General features: G+C 69.4%; 12 protein-coding genes and 1 riboswitch. Of the genes, 4 read left to right on the top strand and 8 right to left on the bottom strand.

Going from position 1 to position 17,813, the window contains the following annotated elements; genetic code table 11:
- Positions 1 to 244: 244 nt before the first annotated feature.
- Positions 245 to 1,942, top strand: a complete 1,698-nt coding sequence (locus OXN85_11755; protein ID MCY3600630.1) for a sodium:alanine symporter family protein — start codon at positions 245 to 247, stop codon at positions 1,940 to 1,942.
- 22 nt (positions 1,943 to 1,964) lie between these two features.
- Here OXN85_11755 and OXN85_11750 read toward each other — a convergent pair whose 3' ends face one another.
- The 8 genes from OXN85_11750 to OXN85_11715 all read right to left on the bottom strand — a co-directional run bounded on the left by OXN85_11750 (position 1,965) and on the right by OXN85_11715 (position 11,653).
- Positions 1,965 to 2,456 (bottom strand): hypothetical protein, encoded by a 492-nt coding sequence (locus OXN85_11750; protein ID MCY3600629.1) that lies wholly within the window; start codon positions 2,454 to 2,456, stop codon positions 1,965 to 1,967.
- A 3-nt stretch (positions 2,457 to 2,459) separates the two neighbouring features.
- Positions 2,460 to 3,038: a PadR family transcriptional regulator gene (locus OXN85_11745; protein ID MCY3600628.1), complete on the bottom strand. Its 579-nt coding sequence runs from the start codon at positions 3,036 to 3,038 to the stop codon at positions 2,460 to 2,462.
- A gap of 103 nt (positions 3,039 to 3,141) precedes the next feature.
- On the bottom strand, positions 3,142 to 3,879 hold the full coding sequence (locus OXN85_11740; GenBank protein MCY3600627.1) for a hypothetical protein: 738 nt from the start codon (positions 3,877 to 3,879) through the stop codon (positions 3,142 to 3,144).
- Positions 3,876 to 4,655, bottom strand: a complete 780-nt coding sequence (locus tag OXN85_11735) for an SDR family NAD(P)-dependent oxidoreductase (protein ID MCY3600626.1) — start codon at positions 4,653 to 4,655, stop codon at positions 3,876 to 3,878. Before OXN85_11735 ends, OXN85_11740 begins: the two co-directional genes overlap by 4 nt.
- Positions 4,652 to 6,778 (bottom strand): prolyl oligopeptidase family serine peptidase, encoded by a 2,127-nt coding sequence (locus tag OXN85_11730; GenBank protein MCY3600625.1) that lies wholly within the window; start codon positions 6,776 to 6,778, stop codon positions 4,652 to 4,654. Before OXN85_11730 ends, OXN85_11735 begins: the two co-directional genes overlap by 4 nt.
- A gap of 1 nt (position 6,779) precedes the next feature.
- A complete protein-coding gene (locus OXN85_11725; protein ID MCY3600624.1) occupies positions 6,780 to 7,595 on the bottom strand; it encodes a GNAT family N-acetyltransferase in 816 nt (271 codons plus the stop codon).
- Positions 7,592 to 8,734 (bottom strand): o-succinylbenzoate synthase, encoded by a 1,143-nt coding sequence (gene menC, locus OXN85_11720; GenBank protein ID MCY3600623.1) that lies wholly within the window; start codon positions 8,732 to 8,734, stop codon positions 7,592 to 7,594. The genes OXN85_11725 and menC overlap by 4 nt, the downstream gene beginning before the upstream one ends.
- 120 nt (positions 8,735 to 8,854) lie before the next feature.
- Positions 8,855 to 11,653 carry a DUF5916 domain-containing protein gene (locus OXN85_11715; protein ID MCY3600622.1) on the bottom strand — a complete coding sequence of 933 codons (2,799 nt, stop codon included), beginning with the start codon at positions 11,651 to 11,653 and terminating at the stop codon, positions 8,855 to 8,857.
- Between the two features lie 105 nt (positions 11,654 to 11,758).
- Positions 11,759 to 11,832: riboswitch (SAM riboswitch) on the top strand.
- Positions 11,833 to 11,872: 40 nt separating this feature from the next.
- On the opposite strand from OXN85_11715, the gene metH reads away from it, so the two are divergent.
- The 3 genes from metH to OXN85_11700 all read left to right on the top strand — a co-directional run.
- Positions 11,873 to 15,655: a methionine synthase gene (gene metH / locus OXN85_11710; protein MCY3600621.1), complete on the top strand. Its 3,783-nt coding sequence runs from the start codon at positions 11,873 to 11,875 to the stop codon at positions 15,653 to 15,655.
- Positions 15,652 to 17,496 (top strand): bifunctional homocysteine S-methyltransferase/methylenetetrahydrofolate reductase, encoded by a 1,845-nt coding sequence (locus OXN85_11705; protein ID MCY3600620.1) that lies wholly within the window; start codon positions 15,652 to 15,654, stop codon positions 17,494 to 17,496. The genes metH and OXN85_11705 overlap by 4 nt, the downstream gene beginning before the upstream one ends.
- A gap of 113 nt (positions 17,497 to 17,609) precedes the next feature.
- On the top strand, positions 17,610 to 17,813 hold a 204-nt coding region (locus OXN85_11700), incomplete at its 3' end, for a hypothetical protein (GenBank protein ID MCY3600619.1).

Below are 17,813 nucleotides of genomic sequence, written 5' to 3'. Positions count from 1 at the left end.
CCTCTTCGTCTCCTTGCTTTCGCGGGGGTTCTGGTCGCTGCCGAAATCCGGGGCGAGGCGGGGCTCCGAGGCACCCGGAGCGCGAACGAAGTTACGGCACCGTGACGCCCGCCACACACCCCGGCGCCGGCTACTTCCGCGACCCGGATCGGCCCCGTCGCGTCGGCCCAACCGTTGCAGCCTCAGCGGCACGGGGCCAAACTCAGCCCTCCTCCAGCACACTCGCCGCTAACGGGGACAACGCATGGACTTCGCCACAATCGTAGACTGGCTCGACCGCAACGTCGCGCAGTTCGGGATCACGATCGGAGGAGAGCGCCTGACGCTTCAGGTCCTGCTCCTCCTCGGCATCGGGACCTACCTCACCCTCCGGCTCGGCCTGCCGCAGATCCGCAAGTTCGCGCACGGCGTCGCGGTGGCCACGGGCCGATACGACGCCCCGAACGATCCGGGCGACGTGTCGCATTTCCAGGCGCTCACCACCGCGCTGAGCGCCACGGTCGGCATCGGGAACATCGCCGGCGCCGCGATCGCCATCCACCTCGGGGGGCCGGGGGCGCTCTTCTGGATGTGGATGACCGCCTTCCTCGGCATGGCGACGAAGTACAGCGAAGTCACGCTGGCGCAGAAGTACCGCGAGGTCGACGAGACGTCGGCGAAATACAGCGGGACGGTGTCGGGCGGACCCATGTACTACATCGAGAAAGGGCTGGGGCCGCGCTGGAAGCCCGTGGCCGCCTTTTTCGCGGTCATGCTGGGGCTGACGGCGTTCATGACGGGGAACGCCAACCAGGCCAACACGGTCGCGGATGCGATGCTGGCCGAGTTCGGGATCGCCAAGTGGATCACCGGCCTCACGACCTCGACGATCGTCGCGCTCGTGATCCTGGGCGGCATCAAGCGCATCGGCCGCGTGACCAGCATCCTGGCTCCGTTCATGGCGATCGTCTACGTGACCGCCGCCATGATCATCATCATCCTCAACCTCGGCCAGGTGCCCGAGACGTTCGCGATCATCTTCCGCGAGGCCTTCAATCCGACCGCCGGCGTGGCGGGCACCGGCGTCGGCGCCTTCCTCGTCACGCTCATGTGGGGGGTGCGGCGCGGGCTGTTCTCGAACGAGGCCGGGCAGGGCTCAGCCCCGATCGCGCACGCGGCGGCGAGGACGGACGAGCCGGTCTCAGAGGGCGTCGTCGCGCTGCTCGAGCCGTTCATCGACACGATCGTCATCGTCACGATGACCGCACTCGTCGTGATCATGACCGGCGCCTGGAACTCGCAGGTCCCGACCGCGATCCAGCTTGAAGGCGGGGACATCAGCTACGTGGTGCTCGACGAGGGCGGAAGCTCGGTGCCGACGGATCCCACGGGGACGATCCGCTATACGCTGGGGCGGCCCGGCGTCACGAGCGAACCGCACCTCGCGTGGCACGAGGTCTCCGTGCCGCAGCTGTTCGAGGACGAGGCGCAGACGCAGCCGTTCAGCGGGGCCGTCGACCCGGCGCGAGGGGTAGCGATCACCGACGACGGGCGGGAACTGGCCGTCGTCTACGGGCAGGCCTACGAGACGGGCGCGCCGCTCACGCAGATGGGATTCCAGCGCGGCCTGTCGCCGCTCGGCGACTGGGGCCACTACATCGTGATCTTCTCGGTCTTCCTGTTCGCGATCTCGACGGCGATCTCGTGGAGTTACTACGGCGACCGCTGCGCGAACTACCTGTTCGGGCCGAACGCGATCATTCCGTACAAGCTCATCTTCGTCGCGATGCACTTCGTCGGGGCGGTGCTGCCGCTCGCCGTGGTGTGGTCTCTGGGGGACATCTTCCTGGCCATCGTCATCATCCCGAACCTGATCGCGCTGATCTTCCTCGCGCCTCAGATCAAGGAGATGACGGAGTCCTACTTCACCCGCAGCCCGTGGGAGAGGCACCGCAAGCACTAGCCCGCCAGGCTGGCGGCTCCGGTCAGCGCTCCGCCGCCAGCCTTCCGGCCTCGCCGTCCGCGTGCGGCGGGGCCTTGCTGCCCAGGCCCTGCAGCGCGCCGCCGTCGGCCCGGAGGCGCCGTACGCCCTCCACGTACTCGGAGAAGCTGATCCTGCCGGAGACGTAGCGCCGTTGGAGCCGCGAGAAGAGCCGGCTCTCGGCTCTCGTCGCGGCCTCGGCAGGCGGGGCGAGAGGCGACGCGGCCCCTTCGAGCCGTGAGCGCCGGGTCCGGAACGCGGGCGGCCTCCGGTTCCGGACGCCGCCTGCCATGTCGTGCGCAAGGCTCTTCACATCGGCCGCGCACTGTCGCAGAAGCCCGGGCCAGGATCTCAACAGGGCGGCCACCGCGCGGCTCACCGCGCGACCCAGGCCGACGAGGATGCGGTGGAAGTCCCCCCGACTCCAGTCGCCGGCGCGCACACGCCGACGGTAGATTACGGCCGCGATGCCTCCCAGGAAGACGATCTCGAACATCGCTCAACCCTCCCGCGAGGCGGCGGCCCCGGGCTCCGGCCACGCGCTCTCGATCTCGCGCGCCGCGCGGTCCAGGATCGACTTCACCCTTGCGAGCGTCTCCGGATCGCCCTGTCCGCCCGTCGCGCGCTCGAAACTCACCTGGGCGAGGTGGATGAAGGAGCGGGTCACGTCGCGCATCGCGGACCCGGCGAAGCGCTCGCCCATGTTGACGAAGCGGCCGAAAATGTCGCGGGTGCGGGAGCGGTGCTCCTCGAGAAAGTCGCGGCCCGCCGACGTCAGCCGGTAGACGCGCTTCCCGTCCTCCTGCGTCGACGACACGTACCCCTGGTCCTCGAGCAGCTGCAGGGTGGGGTATACGGAGCCCGGACTCGGCGTGTAGAGGCCGCCGGACTCCTCCTCCAGCCGCCGCATCAGCTCGTAGCCGTGCATGGGTTCGTCCGAGAGGAGGCGGAGGAGGACGAACTTCAACTCCCCCTTCCGAACCACGCGCCGGTTGCCCCCGAATCCCCCTCCGAAACGAAAAACGCCGGGGCCGCTACAGTTGGCCCAGGCGCCGAATCCATCCTTGCTCGTGAACATCTATGCCCCTCCTGCTTCCGACCGGTCTCGATATATCAAAATAGTATCCGATATATCGGAACGATGCAAGGCGGAGGCTCGGGGGGAAGGGCCGGAAACGGCGTCAGCTTGCGGCCGGAGGGGGCTCCCACAGCTCGACCCGGGCCCCGAGCGGATCGAGGATCCAGGCGAACTTCCCGTATTCGTACGCTTCGCGGTTGGGGTCGACCCAGACACCCCTCGTCTCCAGCGACTCGACGAGTTCGTCGAGGTTCCTGACCCGCAGGTTGAGCATGAAGGGGTGGGGACTGCTCTCGCCCCTCGAATCGAAGTAGGTCGTATCCGCCGGGAAGACCTCCCACACCGTGAGGGTCTCCGTCTCGTCCACCGAGCGGGCCGGAAAGGTCACGTAACCGTCCGCGCCCGGCCGGATCCCGACCTTCTTGTACCACGCCTTGCTGGCGCCCGGGTCGGGGGATCGGAAGAAGACGCCCCCAATGCCCTCGACGGCTCCGTGGTCGGTCGGAGGCCCGGTGGAGGGGGTCAACTGCGCGAATTCCGCCTTCCACCCATCGGGGTCCAGGACCCAGTCACATCCCCCGAGCGGATCGGCCTGCGGGTCGCGGTCGCGCAGGAGGTAGCGGACGACGAAGGGCTGCCGGCCGGGATCGAAGCGGGGCGAGGCCTCATCGAGAAAATCGAGTTCGCTGACGGCGACGTTGCCGGTGTCGGGGTGTGTCCAGGGGAATCGGGCGCCGCCATCCTCGGAGAAGCGGAGGTCGAGGTGGCGGCGGTACCAGCCGCGGACCCGGCCGGGCTCCGGGCAGGCGACGTAGAGCCCGCCGATTCCGGCGACGTTCACTCGCCGGCGCGGTGGAAGTGGTGTACGCTCCCCTGGGATTTCCCGAACACGACGACATCGGCCAGATTGACTTGGGGTGGAGCGTTCACGACGTACGACACGACGTCGGCGACATCCGCGCCGGTGAGGGGCTCCACCCCCTCGTACACGGCTCGCGCGCGGTCCTCGTCGCCCTTGAAACGCACGAGTGAGAACTCCGTTTCCACGAGACCCGGATGGACGCCCGACACGCGGACGCCGGTGCCGAGGACATCGAGGTTCGTCCCCTCGGTGATCGCCTGCACGGCGTACTTCGTGGCGGCGTAGACGCTCCCTCCGGGATAGACCTGCCGGCCGGTGATGCTCCCGATGTTGACGACCTGCCCCGAGTCGCGCTCGACCATCGCGTGAAGGAAGGCGCGCGTCACGTAGAGGAGCCCCTTCACGTTCGTGTCGATCATCCGGTCCCAGTCTGCCACATCAGCGTTGTGGACGAGCGCCATGCCCGAGGCGAGACCGGCGTTGTTGACGAGGATGTCGGGGGCGCCGCGTGCGGCGATGAGCCGCTCTGCCTCGCCACGGACCGCCTCCGGGTCACGGATGTCGACGACGCCGGTGTCCACGGTGACCCGGCTCCGCGCCGCGATCTCTTCCGCGAGGCGAGCCAGCCGCTCCTCCCGGCGCGCCCACAAGACGAGGTTCGCGCCGTCATCGGCCAGGCGGCGGGCGATGGCCTCGCCGATCCCCGAACTGGCTCCCGTAACGAGCGCAAGTCGTCCCGCGATGCGGGGGGTCACGGCTTCGCGCCTCCCGTGGCCGGCGCCCGTCGCAGGTGCGCGTCCATGAATTCGGCCGACCGCTCGAAGGCGGTGACCCAATTCCGGTGCAGGAGGAAGCCGTGGACCTCGTCGGGGAAGACGAGTTGCTCGACCTCGACGCCCCGCTTCCGAAGCGACTCGATGAGATCCACGGATTCCGAGAACGGCACGTTGCGGTCGTCGTCGCCGTGGATCAGCAACACCGGCGAACGCCAGCCGTCGATCCACGCCATCGGCGAGGACTCGAAGGCGAGCCGGGCGAAGGCCTCGCGCGTCTCCGGCTGGTAGGACGGCACGAAGTTCCGGATGACCATGTTCCAGTCGTGGACGCCGTGAACGTCGACGCCCGCGGCGAAGAGATCCGAATTCCGCGCGAGGCCGAGCGCCGTGAGGTAGCCGCCGTAGGAGCCACCCCACAGTCCGATCCGGGTGGCGTCCACGTCATCCCGTTCCGCGAGGAAGCGGGCCGCCGCGACGACGTCACGGTACTCGCTGGCGCCGCGGGCCCCGTAGTTTAGCGCCTCCCTGAACTCCAGCCCGTAGCCCGTTCCGCTGCGATAGTTCACGGAGAGGACGACATAGCCGCGGCTCGCCAGGTACTGGTTGAAGGCGTACGCGTTGTGGTAGTACCGCATGTAGTGCCAGCCGAGGAGCATCTGCCGTCGGGATCCGCCGTGGAAGAAGACCGCCGCCGGGTGGCGTCCCCCCTCCACGGAGAGGGGCGGAAGGAAGAGTTGCCCGTGGATCAGGACCCCATCCTCGGACTCGAACGTCACCTGCTGCGGCTCCACGAGGCTTTCGAACGGGAAGGCGTCGGGCATGAATCCGTCGACCAACGGACGCCGCTCTCCCCCCGCGTCCACCTCGGCATGGGCCGGCGTACGACCGTCGGCGGCCAGGTATGCGAGCACCCCGTCGGGAGTGACCGCGGGGTTCCACTCGATACCGTTTCCCGACGTCAGCGCCTCGGGCTCACCCTCGCCGGCGACCCGCCAGATGTGCCGGCGATCGATATCGCCCGCGTTCGAGGCGTAATAGACGGACTCTCCATCCGGCGACGGGAGCACGGACTCGACCTCGAACGCGCCCGGCGTGAGGTGCGTTGCGGGACCTCCCGCGACGGCAACCGAGTACAGGTGATGCCAGCCCTCGCGTTCCCATGGGAATACGAGCCGGTCCGACGCGAGCCAGATCAGGGACGGCCCGGTCATGCCTTGGAAGGCGCTCCCGCGGCCGGGAGGAGCCCGCCACACATCGCGAGCCTGCCCCGTGGCGGGATCCACCGCCCGGATCGACCACGGCAGGGCGCTGCGGAGCGGCGTGAAGGGCAGTTGTGCGCCCTCGTTCGGGACGCGGATGAACGCGATGGCCGTCCCGTCCGGCGACCACGTGGGGCTGCCGTCGCGGTCCAGGCTCGGATCGAGATAGCGGACCTCCCCCTCGTCCAGCGAGAAGACGCCGACGAACGCGTGATCTCCACGGTTGCTGACGAAGGCGAGCCGGTCCCCGTCCGGCGACCACGCCAGCGACCCCGCGCTCCCGCGGATGCGCAGCAGGGGACCGGGGGGCGCCGAGCCATCGAGCGTGAGCGTGAAGATCTGTCCGCGGTTGAGAAAGGCGATCGTGCGTCCGTCCGGCGCGATGGTGGGGGCACTCCCCTCGGCGAGAGGCCGCGATGCCCCGTCGAGCCCGGCGACCCACACCATCTGTGTCGCCGGCTCGGGTTCGGAACGCGGGTTCGGGATCTCGCCCGACCGGTTCGGCCCGCCTCCGCGCACGAAGAGGATCTGGCGCCCATCGGGTGTGAAGCGCAACTGGGACAGGTCCTGGCCGTCGTCCTCGGTCCAGTTCGTGAGCTGGCGGCCCACGTACTCCGGGCCCTCTGCGATCCAGATATTGCGGGCACCCCGATCGTATCGGATCCAGGCGAACGCGGCACCGGTCGGGGCGGCGATGAGGTCCGTGGCGAAAGGCGCGGCGAGGATGTCCTCGACGGAATACGGGTTCTGAGCCGCGACCGTGGCCGGAGCGAGCGGTGCGAGGAGCCCCAGGATGCCGGCCGCCCACATCCGTCCGCGGGACGCCGCGACCGGAGGGCTCACGTCACGCGCTCCGGCGCAGGACATAGAAGCACCGGTTCGCCGAGGGATTTCTGACAAGGCTCTCCACCGCATATCCCCTCCTGAGGTAGGCCAGGAACGCGTCCCGCACCGTTTCGCGCCACCGCTCGAGCGACCCATCGGGTGGCAGCGATTCGACATCTGCCGGAACCTCGACGAAGACCTCGTCGCCCCCGGGCAGTCCGGCGGCCGCCGTGCCGCGTCCTCCCGGCCGTTGCACGACGCACGCCGGGTCCGGAAGCGGCACATGGAGCCGCCGGGCCGAGCGCCGGGGTCCCTCGTCGAGGGCCCGGCGCGTCTCCGGGCCGTCGAGATCCCAGCGCACGATGAACCGGTCGGTTTCGCCGCCGCCATGCAAGGGGCTCCCCGTATCGGCGCCGTACATGTTCGGTGCGTAGCGAAGCACCGTCGCGCCGAGCCGGTTCAGGTTCAAGTGCGCGTTGCGCGCGACCATCGGGTCGTACGTCCAGAAGATGGTTCGGATGCCGTCGAACCGGACAGAGTCCCGCTGGAAGAGCTTCAGGTCGCGGCCCAGGCCCCGCCCGCGCGCGGACGGTTCGACGGCCAGCATGTGCGACCAGTGCGACGGGACACCCTCGAACCGCCCCAGCAGGGAATAGACGAAACCGATCATGCGACCGTCCTCGAACGCCCCTCCCGCGAAGCCCCCGATCTTGCGCGAGACCTGGAGGACGGAAGCGGGAACAATGTCGGAGAACCCTTCCCCCCACGTCATCTCCTGGAGCCGTACGCACGTCTGCCACTCCTCGAGCGTCTCGAGCGCGCGTAACTCGGTCACGCCGGAACGCGGACACCGCCGCCGGCGATCGTCTCGCTCCGCCGCGTGAGCGCTTCCACGCGCTCGATGTCCACTGCCACGCCGAGCCCCGGCCGGTCGCGCGGCACGGTCACGAAGCCGTCCGCGCTCATCGTCCACTCGGGGGTGACGATGTCGCGTTCCCAGTAGCGGGCGCTCGGCGACAGATCGCCGGGCAGCCGGAAGTTCGGCATTGAAGCCAGCGCGACGTTGTAAGCCCGTCCGATCCCGCTCTCCAGCATCCCCCCGCACCAGACCGGCACTCCGGCCCGCGCCGAGATGTCGTGGATCTCGCGGGAGTTTCGGAACCCGCCGACCCGGCCCGGCTTGATGTTCACGATGCGCCCGCTGCCGAGCGCCAGCATGTCCTCGCACGACGCCGGGTCCACGATCGACTCGTCGAGGCAGACGGGCGTGGCAAGCCGCTCCTGCAGCCGGGCGTGACGCACGAGGTCGCCGGCCGCGAGCGGCTGCTCGATCATGATCAGGCCGAACGCGTCGAGTTCTGCCAGGCGGTCGGCGTCCGCCAGCGTGTAGGCCGCGTTCGCGTCGACGGCGAGCGCCCGCTCGGGCCCCAGCGCCTCGCGCACTGCCGCGACGTACTCGACGTCCTGCTCCGGGCCGATCTTGAGCTTGATCTTGCCGTACCCCTGGTCGACCGCCTGCCGCGCCTTCTCGACGAGCGCGGCGGGCGAAGGCTGGAGGCCGAGCGAGATCCCCGTCGCCACCCGGTCGCGCGTCCCCCCGACGAGTTCGGACAGAGAGACGCCCCGGACCTCGGCGCTCAGGCCCCAGATCCCCATCTCGATCGCGGCCTTGGCCATGGGGTGCCCCTGCACGCCCTCATCCAGCAGGGGCCTCACCGCCTCCGGGCCCTCGATCTCCCGCCCCAGCACCCGCGGCAGGAGCCAGCGCCGCAACGCCAGCCGGGCCGTGTCCACGGTCTCGGGAGAGTAGTTCGGCTGCTCCCCGCACACGCACTCCGACCAGGCCGTGGCGCCGCTCTGGTCGCGGAACTCGAGGAGGAGGATCCGGCGGTTCTCGACCCATCCGGACGAGATGATGAACCGCTCCCGGAGCGGAAGTTCGATCTCGCGCAGCGTCACTTCGACCGGATGCATGGGGCTTGTCGGCAAGGCGTTCGTCTCCGCTGGCGGGGGGAGGCGGGACGTTAGCCGTTGCGGCACCGGTCGCGCCAGAATCCGGGCCAGGCGCGACCGGTCAGACCGAGGGGCATCCGGTCAGATCGAGAGGTAGTGGCTCACCTTGACGATGAAGACGTTCTCGGCCGGCGCCAGCCACAGCCCCTCGAGGTCCCGGCTGAGGTCGAAGTTGCCGAGCAGGACGCTCTCGCGGCGCGCGTGCTGCCACACGAGGAAGAGTTCGGAACCCGGGCGGTACTCCCAGCGGAACACCGCGTTGCCTCGCAGCGAACGGATGTTGAAATCGCGGTCCCGGGTCGAGTAGTCCAACTCGCCGTCGCCGTCGAAGTCGAAGTAGCGCACGCCGTCGAAGGCGCAGGTCGTTCCGTCCGTGCAACCGGTGACGACGCCGTCGAAGCGGTAGGCCCGCCCCTCGGCGTAGTCGAGAAAGTCGAACGATCCGGCTTCGGCAAGTTGCCGGTAGCTCCGGTAGTCGCCTGACGTGAGCAGCGGCTGGGCGTAGAGCTGGAGGCTGAGGTTGGGCGTGAACGAGACGTTCAGGCGTGTGTCCATCGAGAACCCGGTCCGCTGGAGATCGCCGAAGAGGTACCGGTCCCCGTACGTCGGTGTGTATGGCAGCGCGGTCGACCGGGTCACGTACTGGGCAGCGTCCCGCCTGTCGTTGTACCTCGGATTCAGCGACACCCGCCAGTTCGGGAGCGGCCGGTAGGAGATGTTGACGCCGGTGCTCATGTCGTGTCCGCGTCGCTGCGCCGCACCCCGGTACGAGAAGTTCGGCGACACGTGGAACGACCGGCTCCGGTCCGTGTTGGCGTCCACCCGGACGTTGAACTCCGCCGGCTCGGTCATGAGCGGACCGCCGCGGGTCTGCGTGTCGGACTGGGATTCGGGCGAGTACGAGAAGTTGAGGTTGAGGGCCCAGTTGTTCAGGAACGTGAACCTTCCGCTCATCCACGCGGCGCCCGTGTCGTAGGACCGGCGGAAGTGGTCCGGCCCCCGCACCTTCTCCAGGAGCGAATGACGAAAGTTGTGGTACGTGAAGAGGCTGATGTTGTAATTGCGGAAGAGGCCGCCCGGTCTGATCTCCCGGTACCCGATGCGCGCTCCCACGTCGAGCCGTTCCCCGGTGGTCAGGAAGCCGAAGTCGTTGACCTCGAAGCCGGGGGTCTGCTGGCCCGCCCATGTTCCCCACGTCCAGTGCTCCCCCTCCTTCTCGAGTTGCACGCGCCAATCGCTCCCGAACATGGAGGTGGCCGTGGAGTCGACCGCCAGGTAGGTGGCGTCGGGCCGCTGGTAGTAATGGGTCGGATTGCGCTGCAGCCGGATGAGCGCCTCGCTCGACCCCTGGATCAGGCTGCCCGAGTAGAAGCCCCACAGACGGTAGTCGCGACCCCGGCGTCCGCCCCACTGGTGCTCGAAATCCAGGCCGAAACTGAACGCCTCCGACGGGAGGAAGTCGAACGAGCCGTCGCCCGGGAGTTCCCGCTTCAGCCCAGTGCCGATGACGCCGACCTTGCTCGCGCCCCCGCGGAAGTCCTGCTGCAGCCTCACCACCGCATGCTCGGCTTGCGGCTCGGCCACGAACCGGCCCAGCGAATCGTCCTGCGCGAAGTACGCCTGCCCGCTCTCCTGCCCGGTCACGGCCGCCAGTGCCCCGACAGAGAGACCGCCCGTCGTGCGGCCGGTCAGCTTTGCGGCTCCGAGGATCGAAGTCAGACTCGGCGTCTCGCGGAAGCTGGCGTCCCAGGGCCCGGATCCCCGCGGTTCACGCCCGATGCGCCGGCTGAAGAAGAGCGCCTTGCCGCCGCCGAAGCGCCCGCCGCGCGAGCCGGCGAAGGTGAAGATCTGCGCGTCGCGCACGAAGAAGGGGCGCTTCTCGGGGAAGAAGGTCTCGAACGCCGTGAGGTTGATGACCTCCGGGTCCACCTCGACCTGCCCGAAGTCGGGATAGATGGTCGCATCGAGGCTGAACGCCGAGCCGATTCCCATGCTCATGTCGAGGCCTCCGCGCGGCTCCATCTCGGTGCCGTCGAACAGCGGATTCCCCGGCGTTGCGGGCGCGGTGTGGTACTGGGACACGGCGAAGGGCCGAACCTCGAACCTGCGGCTCGACCGGGGGAGTTGAAGCCCGTCGATCGTGCCGAACTGGCTGACCCGTCCGCGCGCCGTGCGCGACTGCAAGGCGAAGTAGTCCGTCTCGTTCGTCTCAAGACGCCGGCGCTCGAAGTTGATCCCCCAGGTCTGCATGCCGGGGCGGGCTTCGTAGCGGATCTGGGAGAGCGGGATCCGCATCTCCACCGTCCACCCACGGTCGTCGACCTGCACGGCGGAGTCCCAGATCGCGTCCCAGTTCGTGTCTTCCTGGGTATCGCCGAACAGATACCGATCCGTCTCCGCCCCGGCGGCGCTGACCTCGAATTCGTAACCGGTCAGCCCGTCCCGGTTCGGATCGAGAGAGAGCTTGAAGGAATCGAAGGAGCCGCGCTCGTCACGACGGGTGAGGCGCGCCCGGATCACGCGCGGGTCGCTCTCGTACATCCGCGCCGCCACGTAGATCGCCGCGTCGTCGAACACGACCCGAACCTCGGTGGGTTCGGAGGGCTCCGCCCCCTCCAGAGGCACGCCCTGGACAAAATCGGTGATGACGGGGGCCGGCTGCCATGCCGGATCGTCGAGCCGACCGTCGATCGAGAGCGCGCCCTCGCGCCGCACCGCGTCCACGGCCGCCGGCGCTACGCCGCCCCGGAAGACCGTCGCCTCGGGCCCTTCGGGCGGTGAAAGCCCCTCCTGCTGCCCGTGAACCCCCCACCCCATCCCGCTTATCGCAAGAGCCGCGAGGGCGAACGCCGCGCGGCCCGCTTCATGTCTGTATCTCATATCAGCCGAAACACATCCCGCCGTCCCGTTGTTTAACCGTGCGCGAAGCGTGCGGGCGCAAAGTTTCCGATTCACGGCGCGCGCGCTAGCTTTGACCCGCCGGAGCGTACCGGACGTGGTGATTTGAGGCGGATTGCAGCCACGTAAAACAATCGCTAAAGAGCCACGCCCCGGGCGCGATTCTTTGGCGGCCGGGGTCTTTTTTTTGAGGGGAACGACGTGTCCGAGGCGCGAGGAACAGCGCGAGGAAAACGTGTCGCACGGATTCGGGAGGCGCTCGAGCGGCGCATCCTCCTGATGGACGGCGGCGCGGGAACGATGATCCAGCGGCTGGGCCTCGACGAGGCCGCCTATCGGGCGGGGCCGCTCGCGGATCATCCCCAGCCCCTGTTCGGGAATCACGATGTGCTGAGCCTCACTCGTCCCGGCGATGTCGCGTCCCTCTACCGCAGCTACCTGGAGGCGGGGGCCGACTTCATCACGACGAACACCTTCAACGCCCAGGCCATCTCCCAGGCCGACTACGGCATCTGCGGCGAGGCCGGTAACGCCCACCTCATCCACGACATCAATCGCGCGGCGGCGCGCATCGCCCGGCAGGAAGCCGACGAGGCGACGCGGGCGGACCCCTCGCACCCCCGCTTCGTGCTCGGGAGCATGGGGCCGACCAATCGGACCGCCTCGCTGTCGCCGGACGTCGAGAACCCGGCCTTCCGCGCCGTCTCCTTCGATGAACTCGCGCGCGCCTATCGTCAGCAGGCGGAAGGGCTCGTCGAGGGTGGCGCCGACGTGCTGCTCGTCGAGACGATCTTCGACACGCTCAACGCGAAGGCCGCGATCTTCGCGATCCTCGAACTCGAGGCGGATCTCGGCGAGCCGCTGCCGATCGCGGTCTCCGGCACGATCACCGATCTCTCCGGGCGGACCCTGTCGGGCCAGACCGTGGAAGCGTTCTGGCTCTCGATCCGTCATGCGGACCCTCTCTTCGTCGGTCTCAACTGCGCGCTCGGAGCCGAGGAACTCGAGCCCTACGTCGCGGAACTCTCCGCCGTGGCCGACGTCCCCGTGGGCTGTCACCCCAACGCGGGCCTCCCGAATGAGTTCGGGGGCTACGACGACACGCCCGCCCACATGTCCCACCTGCTGGGCGACTTCGCGGATCGCGGGCTTCTCAACCTCGTCGGCGGCTGCTGCGGGACCGAGCCGGAACACATCCGAGCCATGGCGGAGCGCATGGAAGGGGTGCCCCCGCGACGGGTGCCCGCGATCGAGCCGCTGCCCCGGTTCTCGGGTCTGGAGCCGCTCGCGATCCGGCCGGACACGCTGTTCGTGAACATCGGCGAGCGCACGAACGTCACGGGTTCGGCCCGCTTCAGGCGGCTGATCCGGGATGACGATTTCGACGAGGCGGTCGAGGTCGCGCGCGACCAGGTCGTCAATGGGGCGCAGCTTCTCGACGTGAACATGGACGAGGGCCTGCTCGACTCCGAAGCCGCCATGACCCGCTTCCTGAACCTGATTGCGGCGGAACCCGACATCGCCCGTATCCCCACCGTCATCGACTCCTCGCGCTGGGAGGTCATCGAGGCGGGGCTGAAGTGCACGCAGGGGAGGGCGGTCGTGAACTCGATCTCGCTCAAGGAGGGGGAAGAGTCGTTTCTCGAGCAGGCCGCCTTCATCCGCCGCTACGGGGCCGGCGTCATCGTCATGGCCTTCGACGAGCGGGGGCAGGCGGACACCGTGGACCGCAAGCTGGAGATCTGCGCCCGCGCCTACCGCCTCCTGCTCGGCGCCGGCTTCCGGCCCGGGGAGATCATCTTCGACCCCAACGTCTTCGCGGTGGGGACGGGAATCGCGGAACATGACGAGTACGGGGTCGCGTTCATCGAGGCCGTCCGTCGGATCAAGCGTGAACTCCCCGGCGCGATGACAAGCGGCGGGATCAGCAACATCTCCTTCTCCTATCGGGGAAACGACGCCGTGCGGGAGGCGATGCACACGGCCTTCCTGTACCACGCGATCGCGGCCGGACTCGACATGGGCATCGTGAACGCGGGACGGCTTCCGCTCTACGACGACATCGACCCGGAACTGCTCGAAGCGGTGGAGGACGTCCTGCTCGCCCGCCGGCCCGACGCCACGGAGCGGCTGACGGACCTCGCGGGCCGGATCCGGGACGAGGGGATCGAGACCCGGGTGGACGACGCCTGGCGCTCGGAGGGCGTCGAGACGCGGCTTGAGCACGCGCTCGTGGAAGGGATCGTCGAGCATATCGAGGAGGACGCCGAGGAGGCCCGCCTCCTGTACGGCAGGGCGCTCCAGGTCATCGAAGGGCCGCTCATGGCCGGGATGAACCGCGTCGGCGACCTGTTCGGGAGCGGGCGCATGTTCCTGCCTCAAGTCGTGAAGTCGGCGCGCGTGATGAAGCGGGCCGTCGCCTTCCTCGTCCCCCACCTGGAGGCGGAGAAGAAGGGCAAGTCGGGCAAGGTAGCGGGGAAGGGAACGATTCTCCTCGCGACCGTGAAGGGAGACGTCCACGACATCGGAAAGAACATCGTCGGTGTCGTGCTGCAGTGTAACGGCTACGACACCGTGGACCTCGGCGTCATGGTCCCCCCGGACCGCATCCTGGCCGAGGCCCGGGCCCACGGCGCGGACGCGATCGGGCTCAGCGGCCTCATCACGCCGTCGCTGGACGAGATGGTGCGGGTGGCGAGCGAGATGGAACGGCAGGAGTTCGAGGTGCCTCTCCTTATCGGAGGCGCCACGACGTCGCGGAAGCACACGGCGGTCAAGATCGAGGAACGTTACTCGGGGGCGACCGTGCACGTGCTCGATGCCTCGCGCGCGGTCGGGGTCGTGGGGAAGCTCCTGGGCGACGACGGCGGGGCGGACTTCGTGGAGCGGACGCGCGCCGAATACCGGCGCGTGCGCGAGGCGTACCGGGGAGGGAGGCGCCCGCTCGCGACGCTCGAGCGCGCCCGCGCGAACCGGCTCCCGCTCGATGGGACCGCGGGGGCGCCGCCGCGGTCGCCCGGGGTGCACGTGTACGATCCGTTCCCGCTGGAGGAACTGGTCGACTACATCGACTGGACGCCCTTCTTCCAGACCTGGGAGATGAAGGGACGCTTCCCGCGGTTGCTCGACCATCCGGAGCGGGGAGGAGCGGCCCGGTCGCTGTATGACGATGCTCGCCGGCTGCTCGACGAGATCATCCGTGACGGATCTCTGACGGCGCGCGCGATCGCGGGGCTGTATCCGGCGAACGCGCGCGGGGACGACATCGTCCTCTTCGCGCCGGCGAACGGGGTGCCGGAGAACAGGGCTGCGGGGGACAGGGCGCCGGGGGAGGGGCGTCGCGAGGTGCTCCGCGTGCCGCACCTCCGCCAGCAGATGGACCGTTCCTCGGGCCCGAACGTCAGCCTGGCCGACTTCCTCCTGCCCGAGACGGCCGGCGCAACCGACTGGAGCGGCGCCTTCGCCGTGACCGCCGGGATCGGCCTGGACGCGCTCTGTGCCCGCTTCGAGGCCGCCGTGGACGATTACCAGAGCCTCCTTGCGAAGTCGCTTGCCGACCGACTTGCCGAGGCGCTCGCCGAGCGTCTGCACGAGATCGTGCGCACCGACCTCTGGGGCTATGCGCCGGACGAGGCGCTCGACAACGAGTCCCGGATCGCCGAGCGCTACGTCGGGATCCGTCCGGCGCCCGGTTACCCGGCGTGTCCCGACCACTCGCAGAAGGCGCTCCTCTTCGACCTCCTCGGCGTGGAGCGCCGTCTCGGGATCCGCCTCACGGAGAACTACGCCATGCATCCCGCCGCGTCGGTGTCCGGGTGGTACTTCGCGCGGCCGGAAGCCCGCTACTTCGGCCTCGGCCGCATCGGGCTCGACCAGGTGGAGGACTACGCCGCGCGCAGCGGGATCTCCCTCGCCGAGGCGGAGCGCCGCCTCTCGCCCAACCTCGGGTACGACCGGGATCCGGTGCCGGAGGCGACGGCGTGAGCGAGCGGCTGCGGGAGTGGATCGAGGGAGACGGTATCCACCTCATCGACGGCGCCATGGGGACCGTGCTGTACGAGAGCGGCGTGTTCGTGAACCAGTGCTACGACGAACTGAACCTCACGGAGCCCGACCGGGTGCTGGGCGTCCACGCCGACTACGTGCGGGCGGGGGCGCAGCTCATCGAGACCAACACCTTCGGCGCGAACCCCGTCAAGCTCGAGCCGTTCGGCCTCGAACCGTCGACGCATGAGATCAACGTGGCGGCGGCGCGCCTGGCCCGGCAGGCGGCCGGCGGGCGCGCGGCGGTGCTGGGCGCGATGGGGCCGCTCGGCATCCGCATCGAACCCTGGGGCCCCACGTCGGTGGACGAGGCGGCGGACCTCTTCGGGCGACAGGTCGCGGGGCTCGCGGAGGGCGGCGTCGACGGCTTCATGCTCGAGACGTTCTCCGACCTCGACGAACTGCTGCAGGCGGTGCGGGCGGTGCGGCGGGTTGCGGGGGCCGTTCCGGCATTCGCGCAGATGACGTTCGGAGACCAGGGCCACACGGAGTACGGCGCCACGATCGAGGCTGCGGCGGCGGCGCTGGAGCGGGCCGGGGCGGACGTCATAGGCCTCAACTGCTCCGTCGGCCCCTCCTCCATGCTGTTCGGCGTCGAGCGCATGGTGGCGGCCACCTCGCGGCCCGTGTCCGCGATGCCCAACGCGGGGCTGCCGCGCGACATCGGTGACCGGAAGATCTACCTCGCGAGCCCGGAGTACATGGCCCGCTACGCCCGGCGCATGGCGGAGGCCGGCGCCCGCTTCGTGGGAGGGTGCTGCGGCACGTCGCCCGAACACACGCGCCTCACCGCGACGCTGCTCGGAACCGACGGACCCGGCCCGGCTCGCGTGTCCGTCTCCTCTCCGGGCGAGACGGATGGCCGCGCGGCGAGCGAGCCTCCTCCGCTCGCCGACCGCTCGGCGCTCGGACGCCGACTCGCGCGCGGCGAGTTCGTCGGAGCCGTAGAGTTGACGCCGCCGCACGGGTGGGACCCGGGCGAGCTGCTGGCGGGAGCCGGCCGGCTCCGCGACGCCGGCGTGCATGCCGTCCACGTCGTCGACGGCCCCGCGCACCGGAGCCGCATCGCCGCGCTCCCCGCCGCCATCGTCATCGAACGCGAACTCGGCCTGGAGACCGTCCCGCACTACAGCTGCCGCGACCGCAACATGCTCGGCATGCTGAGCGATCTCCTCGGCGCCGCCGCGGCCGGTCTGCGGAACGTCTTCCTCATCACCGGCGATCCCCCGCGCGGCGGTCCCTACGACACGGGCGGCGTGTACGACATCGACAGCATCGGTCTCACGAACGTCGTCGGGCAGCTCAACCTCGGCCTCGATCCGGGGGGAAGCTCGATCGGCGCCCCGACCTCGTTCGTGAAGGGGGTCGCCGTGAACCCCGGCGCCGTCGATCCGGAAGAGGAGATCCGGCGCTTCGCCTGGAAGGCCGAGGCGGGCGCGGACTTCGCCGTCACGCAGCCCATCTTCGACCCGAATAAGTTCCTCGCCTTCGCCCGCGAGATCGATGACTTCGGCGTACCGCTCCTCGTGGGTCTGTGGCCCCCCCTGTCGCTGGAGAACGCCGAATTCCTGGCGCACGAGGTGCCCGGCGTGGACGTGCCGCCGCAGGTGCTGGAGCGCATGGCGGGGGCTCAGGCGCGCGGCGTCGAAGCGGCCGCGCGGGAGGGTGTCGACGTGGCTCGCGAGGTGCTGGAAGCCGTGCGGCCCCGCGTCGCTGGCGCCCTGGTCAGCACGCCCGGGAACGAGGTCGACCGCGCCGCCGCCGTGCTCAAGGAGCGATAGCTCTACGCGGCCCCTGGTGCCTGCATGTTTCCCATGCGTCCGATATGTTGTCGGCGACGATTCCTGCCTTCTGGTGGAAGCACCAACAGGCTCTACGCCAATACAAGACGATCATGAGAGATTCAGAATCAACCCGGCGGCAGACGCTCGCGGCCGGGGCCGTCCTTGTTGCGGCCCTGCTCGCCGGGGTCTCGACGCTCTCCGCACAGGGATCGCGCGGGCTCTACGTGTCCATGGGCATCGGCCTGGTGCAGGGAGCCGCCACGGAGTCGACGCTGTCCGGACCGAACAGCCCCACCCGCTGCGACCGGTTGCTG

The organism is Candidatus Palauibacter australiensis (assembly GCA_026705295.1).
In the GTDB taxonomy this organism is placed as follows: Bacteria; Gemmatimonadota; Gemmatimonadetes; order Palauibacterales; family Palauibacteraceae; genus Palauibacter; species Palauibacter australiensis.
The sequence above is the reverse complement of the archived record's forward strand: the minus strand, read 5'-3'. Positions and strand labels throughout refer to the sequence as shown.